This is a genomic window from Chryseobacterium urinae (genome assembly GCF_030518295.1).
GTDB classification, from domain to species: domain Bacteria; phylum Bacteroidota; class Bacteroidia; order Flavobacteriales; family Weeksellaceae; genus Chryseobacterium; species Chryseobacterium mucoviscidosis.
This window is the reverse complement of the sequence record NZ_JAULSJ010000004.1, coordinates 1-15,569: the sequence shown is the minus strand read 5'-3', so window position 1 is coordinate 15,569 and position 15,569 is coordinate 1. Positions and strand designations below refer to the sequence as shown.

10 protein-coding genes are annotated in these 15,569 nt (G+C 36.9%); 8 read left to right on the top strand and 2 right to left on the bottom strand.

What is annotated here, in order from left to right; translation table 11 throughout:
- Positions 1 to 6: 6 nt before the first annotated feature.
- Complete coding sequence (locus QWT87_RS03385; RefSeq protein WP_302713619.1) at positions 7 to 2,952, bottom strand: SusC/RagA family TonB-linked outer membrane protein; 2,946 nt, start codon at positions 2,950 to 2,952, stop codon at positions 7 to 9.
- 919 nt (positions 2,953 to 3,871) lie between these two features.
- Here QWT87_RS03385 and kduI point away from each other — a divergent pair.
- The 8 genes from kduI (at position 3,872) to QWT87_RS03345 (ending at position 14,874) form a co-directional block, all read left to right on the top strand.
- Positions 3,872 to 4,708 carry a 5-dehydro-4-deoxy-D-glucuronate isomerase gene (gene kduI, locus QWT87_RS03380; protein ID WP_302713617.1) on the top strand — a complete coding sequence of 279 codons (837 nt, stop codon included), beginning with the start codon at positions 3,872 to 3,874 and terminating at the stop codon, positions 4,706 to 4,708.
- Positions 4,709 to 4,717: 9 nt separating this feature from the next.
- Positions 4,718 to 5,500 (top strand): gluconate 5-dehydrogenase, encoded by a 783-nt coding sequence (locus QWT87_RS03375; RefSeq protein ID WP_302713615.1) that lies wholly within the window; start codon positions 4,718 to 4,720, stop codon positions 5,498 to 5,500.
- Positions 5,493 to 6,914: a glucuronate isomerase gene (gene uxaC / locus QWT87_RS03370; protein ID WP_302713613.1), complete on the top strand. Its 1,422-nt coding sequence runs from the start codon at positions 5,493 to 5,495 to the stop codon at positions 6,912 to 6,914. The genes QWT87_RS03375 and uxaC overlap by 8 nt, the downstream gene beginning before the upstream one ends.
- A gap of 833 nt (positions 6,915 to 7,747) precedes the next feature.
- Complete coding sequence (locus QWT87_RS03365) at positions 7,748 to 8,755, top strand: sugar kinase (RefSeq protein WP_302713611.1); 1,008 nt, start codon at positions 7,748 to 7,750, stop codon at positions 8,753 to 8,755.
- A 236-nt stretch (positions 8,756 to 8,991) separates the two neighbouring features.
- Positions 8,992 to 9,651 carry a beta/alpha barrel domain-containing protein gene (locus QWT87_RS03360; RefSeq protein ID WP_302713609.1) on the top strand — a complete coding sequence of 220 codons (660 nt, stop codon included), beginning with the start codon at positions 8,992 to 8,994 and terminating at the stop codon, positions 9,649 to 9,651.
- A gap of 179 nt (positions 9,652 to 9,830) precedes the next feature.
- Complete coding sequence (locus QWT87_RS03355) at positions 9,831 to 11,366, top strand: MFS transporter (protein WP_302713607.1); 1,536 nt, start codon at positions 9,831 to 9,833, stop codon at positions 11,364 to 11,366.
- A gap of 421 nt (positions 11,367 to 11,787) precedes the next feature.
- Positions 11,788 to 13,251 (top strand): tagaturonate reductase, encoded by a 1,464-nt coding sequence (locus tag QWT87_RS03350; RefSeq protein WP_302713605.1) that lies wholly within the window; start codon positions 11,788 to 11,790, stop codon positions 13,249 to 13,251.
- Between the two features lie 6 nt (positions 13,252 to 13,257).
- Positions 13,258 to 14,874: a UxaA family hydrolase gene (locus QWT87_RS03345; protein ID WP_302713603.1), complete on the top strand. Its 1,617-nt coding sequence runs from the start codon at positions 13,258 to 13,260 to the stop codon at positions 14,872 to 14,874.
- Positions 14,875 to 15,275: 401 nt separating this feature from the next.
- Here QWT87_RS03345 and QWT87_RS03340 read toward each other — a convergent pair whose 3' ends face one another.
- A complete protein-coding gene (locus QWT87_RS03340) occupies positions 15,276 to 15,473 on the bottom strand; it encodes a hypothetical protein (RefSeq protein ID WP_302713601.1) in 198 nt (65 codons plus the stop codon).
- Between the last annotated feature and the right edge of the window lie 96 nt (positions 15,474 to 15,569).

Below are 15,569 nucleotides of genomic sequence, written 5' to 3'. Positions count from 1 at the left end.
TTAGGTTTAAAAAGTGATATCAACTCCTGATAAAATAAATCTGCTTCGCGGATATGCTGCATAATCTACCCCCGGTGTTAAAGGATTTCTTCTTGTGTTGGCTTCAGGATCATACCCGGAATACCCTGTAATCGTGAACAGATTGTTCATCGTAAAATACAATCTGAAATTGGATAATCCCAATTGTTTGGTGAAATCTTTTCCTAAAGAATATCCTATTGTAACGTTGTTCAGTCTCAGGAAAGAACCGTCTTCGATAGCATACGAATGAAGGAAGTAAGCTCCTGCAGGAGGTGTAAATCCTGTTGTATTGGCATTTAAAGCGGCAAGAGCAGTAGGATCATTCACTTTATTTCCTGCATCATCAAACCATCTCCATCGGTTGGCAACTTCAGCCAGCATATTGTTGTCCCGGTAAAGATACTGTGTAGAATATTCTATTTTGTTTGCGTTATATACTTTATTTCCTACAGAGAAATTGAACATTAGGCTCATATCCCAGTTTTTGTAGCGGAAGGTCTGGTTGAAACCTCCGTAAAACTTCGGTTGTGCGCTTCCCAGATCCGTCATATCTTTATTATCAATAATTCCGTCACCGTTAAGGTCTGTAAGTTTAAGATCTCCCGGTTGTACAGCTTTCGCTCCGTTTGCTGCTGCTGCAGAACTCGGGATTCCTGCTTTTAAAGTATAAACCTGAGTGGTAGGATTATAATCGAAATCGCTTACTTCATATCTTCCTGCGGTAATATATCCCCAATATGTTCCTACCGGTTTTCCGACCTGTACAAGGAAATCGTTCAGGTTGTTTTGCCATCCTGAAGGGTATAGATAAGAACTTGCACTTGCGGAAGCACTGTTTCCTAAACTTTTGATCACGTTTTTGTTGGAAGATAAATTCGCATCAATTTTCCAGTTAAAGTTTTCTTTGTTGATGATCGCAGCGCCTACAGAAAATTCAATTCCTTTATTGGATGTACTTCCAGAGTTTTGATATTGGTATTCATATCCTGAAGTCTGAGGAATTTTAGCCAGCAACAAAAGATTTTTTGTATCGGTTTGATAAACATCTACCGTTCCGTAAACTCTTCCGTTGAATAATCCAAAATCTACCCCGATATTTTTAGAAGCTGCCGATTCCCACTTTACATTAAGATTAGACATAATCGCTCCTGTTGTAGCTCCCGGTGTTACATTGTTCCCGAATGCATACCCGTAATCTGATGATGTTGTGAAAAACGTACTGTATAAAAATGCCGGTATTCTGTTGTTTCCGGATAAACCGTATCCTGCACGAAGTTTTAATTCGCTCACTACTTTACTGTCTTTCAGGAAATTTTCTTCATTTACTTTCCATGCAACTGAAGCCGCCGGAAAATAACCCCATCGGTTTCCGGGTCCGAATACACTGGAACCATCCGCTCTCATGGAAGCAGTAAAGATATATTTGTTGTTAAAAATATAGTTGGCTCTTGCAAAAAATGAAACCAGACGATCCGGTAAAACGTTTGTTTTCGGAATATCCTGAACCTGTCCCGATGGAGGAGAAGCCGCCTGAATATTGGCAAATGCCTCTTCTGCGCTGATGGATTTCGGGAACCATTTGATGTTCATCGTTAAAGATTCTGCATCCGTTTTTACGGTTTCCTGTCCTGCCAATAGATCCAGCTTATGATTTCCGAAAGTTTTTCTGAAATTTAATGTATTGGTATTCGTAATTCTTCTGGATTGAGCCTTGCTAAGGAAAACAACAGGCTGATCGTTGTTTTGTCTTGCAAGAGAAGTAACCGGTCCGGAAAACTGATTTACCATTTCATCTCTCTGTACATATCCGATCACACTTCTGAAAGTGAAATCTTTATTGATTCTGTATTCGATGATTCCATTTAAAAGAAGGTCGTTTCTTCCGTTTTCCTTTACCTCGCTGTTTGCTAAAAGGATAGGATTTACAAGGTTGGTTTCGTTGGCAAATAAAGGATCAAATTCATCTACGTTTACATTGGAACCGCCTTCAAATGGCTGATATCTCACAGCATTTCTCAGTCTGTTGGTACTTTGCGAACCGGTGGAAGAAGTTCCTGCTCCGTAGATCATCTGGCGGCTGTATCTGGCATTTAATGTGATGCTGATTTTTTTCGAAACATCATAATCATACTTAAAGTTTGCCATATTTCTTTTGAATCCGGAACCGATCATAATTCCGTCTTCCTGTACATTATTTAAGGATAAGGAGAAAGAAGAATTATCAGATCCTCCTGTTACGGAAAGATTATGCGTAAAATTGAATGCCTCTCTTCCGAAAACTTCATCCTGCCAGTCTCTCTTTTTTACAGATTTGTACTTTTCCAGATCTGCAAAAGTTCCGTATCTCGCTTTGAATGCATCAATATCAGTCTGTACACCGCCCTTATTGTATACTTCATACTGATACAGAACATATTGGTAAGGATCCAGAACATCTATCGTATTCTGAATTTTTCTTACCCCTAAAAATCCGTTGTAATTAATTGATGTTTTTGCTCTCTTACGACCGCCTTTCGTCGTAATAAGGACAACACCATTGGCTCCTCTTGCTCCGTAAATACTCGTGGATGAAGCATCTTTTAACACTTCAATCGATTGAATTTCCTTAGGCGATAGAATAGTAAGCGCATTATCCATCTGTACACCGTCTACAATATATAATGGAGCATTGCTCCCTGTAATAGAGTTTCCTCCTCTTACTACAATATCTACATCGGCTCCCGGTGAACCTTCACTCAGAGACACCTGTACTCCCGCCATTCTTCCCTGTATTGCTTCTGCAGCATTAGTAGAAGGCATATCTTTTATAGCTTCTGCTTTTACAGAAGAAACAGCATTGGTAACGTCTTTTTTAGAAACTTTTGTGTATCCCACCAAAACCACTTCGTCGATTTTGGTTTCTTTTTCCTTCGTTTCTTTTTCTTGAGCCATTGCAAGGACAGGAAGTAGAAAGACAGTTAGATATAACCACTTTACTGATTGTACTTTTTTATCCATTTTGTATCCTTATAGTTTTAATTTTGGTTGAAAGTCTTTTTTCAATCTTTGTCTTCATTGGTGGATCTTGGAAGTATTCTACTGTTTTTTGTGGTTTATATTTTCAGAAAAAATACACTTTCCTTAGTGCAATCGATTGCGTAATTTTTCAATTCAAAATATTATCGCTCCTAAACTAATATTATTTTTGAATATGCAAAGAAAAAAATATTATTTTTTCATTAATTTGAAAAGAATTGCTGTAATTTATAATTAATTTTTAAATATTAAATAATTGTTAATCAGTGTATTATTTCGTTTAATAGTCTTTTGGTTTTGGTTCAGATTTTTCTGTTCTGATGATGGAATAACTTAAAAAAAACTTAAAATATGAGCGATTTTGAAGCTTCAGATTTCCCCAAATTCATCACCAAGAACCACAAAATAAGACATTTTACTGATTTTTATCAGTTTTTTAAGCCTGAATTTACAATACAATTTTTCAGTGATAATTTTTATCTGCATTAGATGTATAGAATAAATTGATTTTGAATTATTATTACAAAATCAATATTGTTAAAATCTAACAGCTTTTATCTTCAAATTTAATTTTAGATAATTCCTGATGTATGCATTTGGTTAAATAATCATTAAATTTTTGATCGTAATTTAGTAACTTATAGATTTAATTTATCATTTAAAGTATTGAAAAATAGTATTTTATAATATTTTATTAAATTTTTATTGATCATTTGAATATTAATTATATATTTATCCCGAAAGTATTTCTAAAAGTTTTTAGTGTGATTTATGCAATCGATTACACAATGTTTAACCGGTTTTATCAAAACCGCAAAAATGAATATAAAAGAAGATGACAAAATCTGAGTTTCGTTACGCCCATCATCCCGAAGATGTAAAAAAATATACAACCGAGGATTTAAGAAGGGAATTTCTCATGAATAACTTATTCCATGAAGATCAGATCAATGTAGTATATTCTATGTACGACAGAATGATTGTCGGAGGTGCAATGCCTGTGAAAAGCCCATTGAAGCTGGAACCGACAGACGATTTGAAAGCTGAAAATTTCCTTGACAGAAGAGAACTGGGAATCATCAACGTAGGAGCAGCCGGAAAGGTAACTGTTGATGGCGAAGTTTTCGAACTGGCAAACAAAGAAGCTCTATACATCGGAAAAGGAGCCAAAGATGTGGTTTTTGAAAACGGAAATGATGGGCAGACTTTATTTTATTTCAATTCTGCGTCCGCTCATCATTCGTATCCTACAAAGAAAATTACAAAGAACGAAGCTGAAATTGTAGAACTGGGCGAAACAAAATACGCAAACAAAAGAACAATTAATAAACTGATTGTCAATAGCGTACTGGAAACCTGCCAATTACAGATGGGAATGACGGAACTGCACGAAGGAAGTGTCTGGAACACGATGCCTTCTCATACACACACCAGAAGAATGGAAGCTTATTTCTATTTTGATCTGGAAGAAGGTCAGGCGGTAAGTCATTTTCTGGGTCAGCCTCATGAAACGCGTCATATCTTTATGAAAAACAACGAAGCCGTACTTTCTCCCGAATGGTCCATTCACTCAGGAGTTGGAACTTCCAATTACACTTTCATTTGGGGAATGGCGGGAGAAAACATGGACTATGGCGATATGGATGCTGTAAAAACTAACGAACTCAAGTAATTTTTCTACATGAAATTATTCGATTTATCCGGTAAAGTTGCCGTTGTTACAGGCGGAACTCACGGATTGGGAATGGCAATGGCAGAAGGTCTTGCCGCAGCGGGAGCCGAACTGGCGATCACAAGTACTACACCGAAAAAATTAGACGAAGCACTGGAATATTATCATTCCAAAGGATACAAAGTGACCGGATATATTTTCGATGTAACCGACGAACGGGAAGCCGCCCAGAAAGTAGCCTTAATGGAAGCTGCTCATGGAAAAATAGACATCCTTGTAAACAATGCAGGAATCATCAAACGCATTCCGGCAATTGATATGGAGGTGGAAGACTTTAGAAAAGTAATCGATGTAGACCTTACCGGACCTTTCATCATGTCTAAATTAGTGGGGAAATACATGATCAAGAGAAAATCCGGAAAAATCATCAACATCTGCTCGATGATGAGTGAGTTGGGACGCGATAACGTTGTCGCATATGCTTCGGCAAAAGGCGGACTTAAAATGCTCACCAAAAATTTAGCAACAGAATGGGCGAAACATAATATTCAGGTAAACGGAATCGGTCCCGGATATTTTGCAACGTCGCAGACAGAACCAATCAGAGTGGACGGAAATCCGTTCAACGAATTTATCATCAGCAGAACTCCGGAAGGAAGATGGGGAAATCCGGAAGACCTTGCAGGAACGGCTATATTTTTAGCTTCAGATGCAAGTAAATTCATCAACGGACAGATTATTTACGTTGATGGCGGAATTTTAGCAACCATCGGAAAGCCTGCTAATGAATAACACTAGAACTTTAAGAATGAAATCTTTTATTACAGATACCTTTTTATTACAAAATAAATACGCTGAAGAATTATACTTCAACTACGCAGAAAAACAGCCGATCATCGATTATCATAATCATTTGACTCCTAAAGATATTGCAGAAAACACGGTTTTTGATAATATTTCTAAAGTCTGGATTGCGGGCGATCATTACAAATGGAGAGCAATGCGTACAATGGGCGTGAACGAAAAATTCATTACCGGAGATTCTTCAGATAAAGAAAAATTTGAAGCGTGGGCTAAAACGGTTCCGTATACATTAAGAAATCCTCTGTATCACTGGACGCATTTAGAACTGAAAAGATATTTCGGAATTGATGAATTGCTGAATGAAAACAACGCTTCAGAAATTTACGATAACATCAACGCTCAGTTGCAGACTCCCGAAAAATCAACAAGAGGTTTATTGGAGATGATGAATGTGGAATCTCTATGTACAACAGAAGATCCAACAGATATTTTGAATTATCATCAGGATCTGGCAAAAAGCGGCTGGAAAGTGAGAGTAAGTACAGCGTTCCGTCCCGATAAAGCAATTTTAATTGAAAACCACAACTTTGCAGATTATATTGCCAAATTAGGCGAATCGGCAGGAATTGAGATCAATTCTTACCAGACTTTGTGCGATGCATTATTAAAAAGAATTGAATATTTCCACGAGAACGGATGCAGATTATGCGACCACGGACTGAACAATATTTCTTTTGAAGAAGCTACAGAAGCGGAAGTAAGTTCCATTTTCAATGATAAAATTTCAGGAAAAGTAATTGCCGAAAAACAGGTTAATCAGTTTAAAACAACCATTTTACTGTTCTTAGGAGAAGCGTATCACAAATTTGGATGGGTTCAGCAGTTCCATTTGGGAGCTTTGAGAAACAATAACGAAAGAATGCACAGAATTCTCGGTCCCGATACAGGATGGGACTCTATCGGTGACTTCGTTCAGGCTGAAACTTTGTCTAAATTATTAAACGCTTTAGACGGAAAAGACAAATTAACGAAGACTATTTTATACAATTTAAATCCTGCCGACAACGAAATTTTCGCAACGATGATCGGAAATTTCAACGATGGAAGTATTAAAGGAAAAGTACAATTTGGTTCAGGATGGTGGTTTTTAGACCAGAAAGACGGAATGATCAAACAGATGAACGCGCTTTCAAACATGGGATTGATAAGCTGTTTCGTAGGGATGTTAACCGATTCAAGAAGTTTCCTTTCTTTCCCGAGACACGAATATTTCAGAAGAGTGCTTTGTAATCTTTTCGGAGAAGAAATGAAAAACGGCGAATTGCCACAGGATATGGAACACGTTGGAAAAATTATTTCCGATATCTGTTACCATAATGCTAAAAATTATTTTGATTTTTAAATTTAAATAAGAGTAAATTTCTCGCAGATTGAGCAAATTTTGCAGATTTAAAATGATCTGCATTATCAGTTAAATCTGCGGGAGACATAAAAAAAAATTAAACCATTAAGGAGAATTAAGAAGTTAAGTTTCGATTAAGATAAAATCAAAGATTTTAATTCAGCAAGAATACTTAAAGCGAAGCTCACTTAATTTTTCTAAACTCCTTAAATAAATCTTAATGGTTAAAATTAAAAACCTTGCAGATTGAGCAAATTTTGTAGATTTAAATGATCTGCGTTATCAGCTAAATCTTCGGGATACATAAAAAAAAATTTAAACCATTAAGGAGAATTAAGAAGTTAAGTTTTGATTAAGGTAAAATCAAAGATTTTAATTCAGCAAAAGCACTTAAAGCGAAGCTCAACTTAATTTTTCTAAACTCCTTAATAACATCTTAATGATTGAAATTAAAAACCTTGCAGATTACGCGGATTTTTATAACATAATTATCTGCCAGATTTGTAAAATCAGCGAGAAATAAAAAATATTTTAAACCATTCAGGACAATTAAGGAGTTAAGGTTTTTTAAGCTTAAAATCTTAGATTTTATTAAGCAGATTGCTTAAAGCGATGCTAAAACTTAACTATTCTCAACTCCTTAGTAAATCTTAATGGTTTAAATAAACAATAATTACATATCCGCCTTTTTCTAAACTTGAAAAATTTTTGTGAGCTTGGCTGAGTAGAACGCCTTTGCGAACTTAAAAATATACATCGAGTTTTAAAAAGAAAATCTTAGCGCACCTTGCGTTAAAATAACAGCAGATATTAAAAAGAGTATTTATTAAAATATGGTTAGCAAAATACTTACTTTCGGTGAAATCATTATGCGGCTTTCCCCTCCCGGAAACAGAACCATGAAGCAGAGCCATGAAATGGAATTTTTCTTCGGCGGAACAGAGCTTAATGTCGCTTCTTCATTAGCAACGATGGGTTGCGAAGTAAAACATGTAAGTGCAGTTTCGGACGATTTCGTTGGAGAATCAGCTTTATCTTTTGTCAAAAGTTTCGGAATTGACGCCAATTTTATTTCTAAAAATGAACATCCTTTAGGTTTGTATTTCTTAGAAGTAGGATCATCAGTTCGGGCAAGCAGAATTGCTTATAACCGTTTAAATGGTTCATTTGCCAACATAGAAGCAGAGAAAATCGACTGGAAAAAAGCTTTGGAAGACTGCGATTATTTTCACTGGACAGGAATCAGTCCCGGAATTTCGGAATCAGCTTATTTAAGTTTGAAAGAAGGTTTGAAAACCGCCCTTGAATTGGGAATTGAAGTAACAACCGATCCCGCTTACCGTTCCAACCTTTGGAAATACGGAAAAAACGGAAACGAAGTGTTGAAAGAACTGGTTTCTCTATCAACCATCTTTATTGGTGGAGTAAATGAAATCAACGAAATCTTAGGGACTCAGTTTTCAACAGATAAAAACGGATTCTTAGAAGCCTGTGAAGAATTAAAAAGACAATGTCCGTCCATTCATAAAATTTTCGACAAAATAAGAATCGGGGTTACGGCAAGTTCTCAGCAGACACAGGGAAGAGCTTTAGTCAATGGAAATTATTTTGAAACCCAATTTTTAGAAATAGACAATGTAGTCGATAGAATCGGAACAGGAGATGCTTTCGCAGCGGGTTTAATTTATGGCTTAAAAAATTTCGACGACGAAAAGGCTTTGAATTTTGCCAACGCAGCCTGTGCGATCAAACACACGATTTTAGGAGACATTAACTATTGCAGCGCAGAAGACATTCTAGAAGTAATGGCAGGAAATTCCGGAGGAAGGATCAAGAGATAATAGTTTTTAGTTGCTGGTTTGTAGTTTATAGCGATTCTTTTTAGAATTAAATCAAAAAACTTAGTGATCTTATTTAAGTGAAACGCCTTTGCGAACTTAAAAATATACATCGAGTTTTAAAAAGAAAATCTTCGAGCCCTTTGCGTTAAAAATAAAGAGGTGCTGAAGTTACAGTAGACTAAAGGATAGACTTAATCTTATTAAAAATTATTTTTAAACAAGATAATTCAAACAAAATGACAAAAATTCAAACCGTTACCAACGCCATCGTTAATCAGGGGATTTTGCCTTTGTATTATAATGATGATGAAACGGTAACCATAAACATACTGAAATCGCTTTACAAAGCAGGGATTCGCGCAGTAGAATATACCAGCCGCGGAGAATCTGCATTAAGCAATTTTAAAAAAATGATAGAGATCCGCAACGCGGAGATGCCGGAAATGCTTCTGGGAATCGGAACCATTAAAAATTTACAACAAGCGGAAGAATATTACAAAGTTGGAGCAGATTTCTTTATTAGTCCGGGTTTTGTAGCTGAAGTTGCCGCATTTTTAGTTCCGAAAGACGTATTGTACAGTCCGGGTTGCATGACGCCGACTGAAATTATCACCGCAGAAGCGGCAGGAGTAACATTTGTAAAACTATTCCCCGGAAATGCTTTAGGAGCAGGATTTATGAGTGCCATCAAAGATGTTTTCCCGAATCTGAAATTCATGCCGACCGGTGGAGTAGATACCACGAAAGAAAGCATTGAAAGCTGGTTCAAAGCCGGAGTTTCTGCGGTAGGAATGGGAAGTAAACTCATCAGCAAAGATCTCATGGCTGCAAAAGATTACGTAACCATTGAAAATGAAACAAAAAAAGTTTTGGAAATCATCCAAACTTTAAAGTAATAATGAAAAATAACGCAATACATAGCTTCGCTGAGTGAATAGTTTATGCTGAGCTTGTCGAAGTACCTTTGCGAACTTAAATATACATGAAGTTTAAAAAGAAAATCTTTGCGCTCTCTGCGTTAAAAAAAACGCATCATTAAAAATTAAAACAAAAAATAACTAAATTCTAAACAAGTATGAGTTCGGTTAAATCTCTTAAACCAAGTGCATTCAGATGGACGATATGCTCGCTGCTGTTTATAGCGACGACCATTAATTATCTGGATCGGCAGGTTTTATCATTAACATGGAAAGATTTCATTGCTCCTGAATTTCACTGGAACAATAACGATTACGGAAATATCACTGCGCTGTTTTCCATTTTCTATGCAGTAGGAATGCTTTTCGCTGGGAAATTTGTCGACTGGATGGATACCAAAAAAGGTTTCCTTTGGGCAATCGGAGTTTGGTCAGTCGGTGCAGTTCTACACGCTTTTTGCGGAATCGCTACCTCAGGAATTCTTACCGGAAACTGGTTTGCAGGTTTTCAGGGATCTAAAGAATTGATTTCTACAGTTTCCAATACTTCTGCGATCATCAGTACAAGTGTTACGTTGTTCATTTTTGCACGTTTCGTTTTGGCAATTGGTGAAGCGGGAAATTTTCCAGCAGCAATTAAAACAACCGCAGAATATTTTCCTAAAAAAGACAGAGCATTTTCTACAAGTATCTGGAACGCAGGAGCAACGGTGGGAGCTTTGGCAGCACCCGTTACAATTCCTTTCATTGCCAAATCGATGGGTTGGGAATGGGCGTTCATCATCATTGGTGCTTTGGGATTTGTATGGATGGGACTTTGGGTATTTTACTACAAAAAACCCCATCAGCATCATAAAGTGAATGAACATGAGCTTACGTATATTAATCAGGATCAAGAAGATGCTGCTGTTGAGGAAAATACGGTAACAACAGAAGAACGGAAATTCACGTTCAAAGAATGTTTCAGTTATAAACAGACGTGGGCATTTGCTTTTGGAAAATTCATGACGGATGGTGTTTGGTGGTTCTTTTTATTCTGGACTCCGGCGTATTTAAGTTCCGTTTACAAAATGGATTCTACGCAAAGTGCATTCCCGTTATTTGTATTGTATATGATCACTTTATTCTCCATTATCGGAGGATGGCTTCCAAAATATTTTGTTGAAAAGAAAGGAATGAACGCCTATTCGGGAAGAATGAAAGCCATGTTGATCTTCGCATTTTTTCCGCTTTTGGCACTTTTGGCACAACCTTTAGGTTCGGCAACGTATTGGATTCCTGTTTTGATTATCGGAATTGCCGGAGCTGCACATCAGGCTTGGTCGGCAAATATTTTCTCAACGGTCGGCGATATGTTCCCTAAAAAAGCCATTGCTACCATTACCGGAATTGGCGGAATGGCAGGCGGAATCGGTTCTTTTTTAATTAATAAATCTTCTGGATTATTATTTGATCACGCTCACAAAGCTTGGACAACCGTAGACGGAGTTCCTTTACTGGAAAAATATCCTCAATACATCAACGAAAGATTACCGGATGGATTTTTTGAACAATTGGAAAAATCCGGAGCAATCGTTAAAGACGGAATTGATAAAGGCTACATGATTATTTTCTCAATCTGCGCCGTAGCGTACCTTATTGCCTGGACTGTAATGAAAACACTGGTTCCTAAATACAAAGTGATCAGTAAATAAATTTTGATGAAATTTTAAAAGAACTCTTACCAGTTCAAATAAAAACTTTGAATCCTTTACTAAGTAGAACGCCTTTGCGAACTTAAAAATATACATGAGATATTAAAAAAATCTTTGCGGACTTTGTGTTCAAAACTCCAAGTCATCGTAAAAAATTAAACCATTAAGAATAGATAAGAAGTTAAGAAGAATTAAGAATTTACAGGCAGATTAAATTCAATCTTACGAAATTTATTTCCCTTAACTTTTCTTAAATCCTTAATAAATCTTAATGGTTAAAATATACAGAAAGTAAATAAACTCTTAGTCATCTTATTTAAGTGAAACGCCTTTGCGAACTTAAAAACAGTCAGTAGTCAAAAAAAACTTTGCGGTCTTTGCGTTTAAAACAAACCAAAGCCAGTGCAGCAATATTAGAAAAATGGAAAATCAGATAAAACAAAAATTAAATCGTGAATTAAACAATACTCAGGAAAAACTTCCCATTAAAATCGTCCAGTTTGGCGGCGGAAATTTCATGCGTGGATTCACAGATTATGTAATTGATAAATTAAATAAAGAAACCGACTGGAAAGGGGGTATTGTCAATTTACAGGCAACGCCAAACGGCTCTATTCAGAAAATGGAAGAGCAGGATAATTTATACACCCTTTTCACGAGAGGAATTAAAAAAGGAGAAATTGTTGATGAAAAGCACGTTATTTCTGCCATTCAGAAATCAGTTAATCCATATTCTGATTACGAAGATTTTTTAGCTTTGGCGAAAGAAGAAGAGCTGGAATTTGTATTTTCCAATACCACGGAAACAGGAATTGCTTTTGACGAAACGGAAACCTCTTACCAAGGCCCGCACAAAAATTTCCCTGCGAAAGTAGCAGTTTTACTTTACGAAAGATTTAAATACTTCAATGGAGCGTCAGATAAAGGATTGAGAATTATTCCCTGCGAATTAATTGAAGATAATGCATTTGTTTTAAGAGATATTATCATCAAATATGCTCAACTCTGGAATTTAGAAGATGCATTTGCGGAGTGGATTCATCAAAACAATTATTTCCATAATACTTTGGTCGACAGAATTGTTCCGGGCTATCCGAAAGATGATGCAGAATCTTATGAAGATCGGCTGGATTATGAAGATCAGATGATGGTGGTTTCAGAAACATTCCTTCTTTTTGTCATTCAGGAAGCCGGAAATTTAAATGATAGAATTCCGTTCAACAAAATCAACGAGCAGATTTTGGTGGTGGATGATATTCAGCCATACCGTTTAAGAAAAGTCAGAATTCTGAATGGCGGTCATACTTTAATGTTGGCTCCGGCAATTTTATCGGGAAAAGAAACAGTTAAAGAATCTGTGGATGACCAATTTATCGGAAAGTTCCTGAAGGATTCCATTTTTAATGAAGTGAATCCGACATTAGGCTTAGATGAAACTGAACTTAAAGAATTCGCGGAAGAAGTTTTCGACCGTTTCAGAAATCCTTTCATTAAGCATCATTTGGCAAGTATTGCTTTATATTTTGTATCTAAATTTAAAGTAAGAGTATTGCCAAGTTTACTTACCTATGTTGAAAACAACGGAAAATTGCCGGTAAACCTTACCTTTTCTTTAGCAAGTCTCATCAGATTCTATCAGGGAAGTTTTGGCGAAAAAGTCCTTCCATTGAATGATGAAGAAGGAATTATAGCTAAATTCAAAGAAGTCTGGGCAAACAAAGAGTATGAAAAAGTCGCTGAATTGGCACTTTCTGAAAAATCTTTCTGGGATAGAGACCTTACTCAGGTTGAAGGTCTGAAAACAGCGGTGGCAAAAGCATTGTATGAAATCGATCATAATGATATGGAAACTGCCTATAACAATTTTGTAGAATTCAATTCTTAAAAAATCATGCAAAAGAAAGTCCTGAAAGTAAATCCTAAAGACAACGTTATTGTAGCGTTGCTGGATTTATCTGCCGGAGAATCGGTACATCTTGACGGTGCAGAATATACGTTGGCAAAAGACATTAAGGCTAAACATAAATTTGCTGCCGTAGATTTTCAAGAAGGAGATCAGATCATCATGTATGGTGTCATTGTCGGAAAAGCTAATCAATCCATCAGAAAAGGTGAGGTAATTACAACCGAAAATGTAAAACACCAAAGCGCAAAAGTAGAAGGCAAAACTGAATCTTTAGGCTGGACTCCCCCGAATGTGGATCGATGGAAAGACCGTACTTTCATGGGGTACCACCGTGAAGACGGACAGGTGGGAACGGAAAACATCTGGCTGTTTTTTCCTTTGGTATTCTGCGAAAACAAAAATATCGAAACGCTGAAAGATATTTTTGAAAAAGAGCTGTTACACGAAAAAGCAAGTAAACATCAGCTTTTATTAAGATCATTATTAAATGGTGGCGAAACCTCTGATACAGCAGTGGAAGAGGAAGAAGACACCAGAGTATTTAAAAATATCGATGTAAGATTCATCACCCATCAAGGCGGTTGTGGCGGAATTCGTCAGGACGCGGAAGCATTAGGAAGGTTGTTTGCAGGATATGTCAACAACCCGAATGTTGCCGGTGCTACGGTTCTCAGCTTAGGCTGTCAGAATCTTCAGGTGCAGATTTTTATGGATGCACTTCACGCTTTGGCTCCCGATAATAAGAAACCGATTGTTGTTTACGAACAGCAAAAATCGGGAACGATTGATGAAATGCTGACCGGCGTGATCAAAGATTCTTATGAAGGAATTAAACAAGCTAATAATATCGAAAGAAAACCTGCCCCCATCACAAAGCTGAATATCGGTTTGGAATGTGGCGGTTCCGACGGTTTCTCCGGAATTTCTGCAAACCCCGTTTTGGGTGAGGTTTCAGATATTATGGCAGCAGTTGGCGGAACAACCATGCTTGCTGAATTCCCTGAATTGTGCGGAGTAGAGCAGGAGTTGGTGAACCGTTGCATCAACGATGAAGATGGTGTGAAATTCCTTCAGTTGATGAAAGATTTTGAAAAATCTGTTGTGGCGGCAGGTTCAGGTTTCGATATGAATCCGTCTCCCGGAAATATCAAAGACGGTTTGATTACCGATGCCATGAAATCCGCAGGAGCAGCTAAAAAGGGCGGATCTGCTCCAATTGTTGAGGTTCTGGATTTTACAGAATACGCGACAAGACCGGGACTGAATTTGCTTTGTACCCCCGGAAATGATGCCGAATGTACAACGGCTTTAGTCGGTTCCGGAGCAACAGTGGTGCTTTTCACCACAGGTCTCGGAACACCGATGGGAAATCCGATTGCTCCTGTGATTAAAATTTCTTCAAATACTATTTTAGCTGAAAAAATGTCTGATATTATCGATTTCAATGCAGGAACGGTCATCAGCGGAGATAAAACCATCCCGGAAGCAGCAGACGAACTGCTTGAATACATCATTAAAGTGGCAAGCGGTGAAGTGAAAACGAAAGCCGACTTACTGAATCAGAATGATTTCATTCCATGGAGACGAGGGGTCTCTTTGTAATGATTTACTTATATTAAATATTAGGGTTGAAAATGCTTCCTGCTTTGTGTGGGGAGCATTTTCTTTTTTGTGATAGCATGTTTGTTGATAGCGCGGATTTGCAATTTGATAGCGCGGATTTGCAATCCGTGCTTATTTCCTACTTACAATAAGTAGCTTTAATATTTTGATAACATTTCATTGAGCGTAAAGTCACGGATTGCAAATCCGCGACATCGGACAAAAAAGAAAGGTATAAGTGATAATATGTAAAAAAATATTCCCATAGCTTCAACAAATAATGAGATGTTTAGGATATGTTTTTGATGTATAGTCTGCAAACCAATAATGCGGATCGTTGCAAAGGGAAAATTCTACTTCACCTTCATCTAAGTTTTTATGTTTTACTATAAATTTTTCACCTAATGTAACGCAGACCGAATGGGATCTGGATAATCTTCCATAACATCTACAATTCTGTTTCCCGCTTTTATCTCTGCATCCAAAATAGTTTGCATTGAAGGTGGCAATTTTTCTAGCAACAACAACTGGAGAATAAATTCGGCATCTAATTTTCGTATGAGCCTTTTAATGTCAAAATCTTTTTCAGAGTATTTCATAAAAATTGTATTTATTCTTCATCATCATTCTTATACTTATTACTTCGATAGCGCGGATTTGCAATCCGTGCTTTTTTATCAAGTCACGGATTGCAA

Coding starts and splice junctions, on each gene's coding strand:
- QWT87_RS03385 (WP_302713619.1), bottom strand. CDS start 2,952: ATGGCTCAAGAAAAAGAAACGAAGGAAAAAGAAACCAAAATCGACGAA.
- kduI (WP_302713617.1), top strand. CDS start 3,872: ATGACAAAATCTGAGTTTCGTTACGCCCATCATCCCGAAGATGTAAAA.
- QWT87_RS03375 (WP_302713615.1), top strand. CDS start 4,718: ATGAAATTATTCGATTTATCCGGTAAAGTTGCCGTTGTTACAGGCGGA.
- uxaC (WP_302713613.1), top strand. CDS start 5,493: ATGAATAACACTAGAACTTTAAGAATGAAATCTTTTATTACAGATACC.
- QWT87_RS03365 (WP_302713611.1), top strand. CDS start 7,748: ATGGTTAGCAAAATACTTACTTTCGGTGAAATCATTATGCGGCTTTCC.
- QWT87_RS03360 (WP_302713609.1), top strand. CDS start 8,992: ATGACAAAAATTCAAACCGTTACCAACGCCATCGTTAATCAGGGGATT.
- QWT87_RS03355 (WP_302713607.1), top strand. CDS start 9,831: ATGAGTTCGGTTAAATCTCTTAAACCAAGTGCATTCAGATGGACGATA.
- QWT87_RS03350 (WP_302713605.1), top strand. CDS start 11,788: ATGGAAAATCAGATAAAACAAAAATTAAATCGTGAATTAAACAATACT.
- QWT87_RS03345 (WP_302713603.1), top strand. CDS start 13,258: ATGCAAAAGAAAGTCCTGAAAGTAAATCCTAAAGACAACGTTATTGTA.
- QWT87_RS03340 (WP_302713601.1), bottom strand. CDS start 15,473: ATGAAATACTCTGAAAAAGATTTTGACATTAAAAGGCTCATACGAAAA.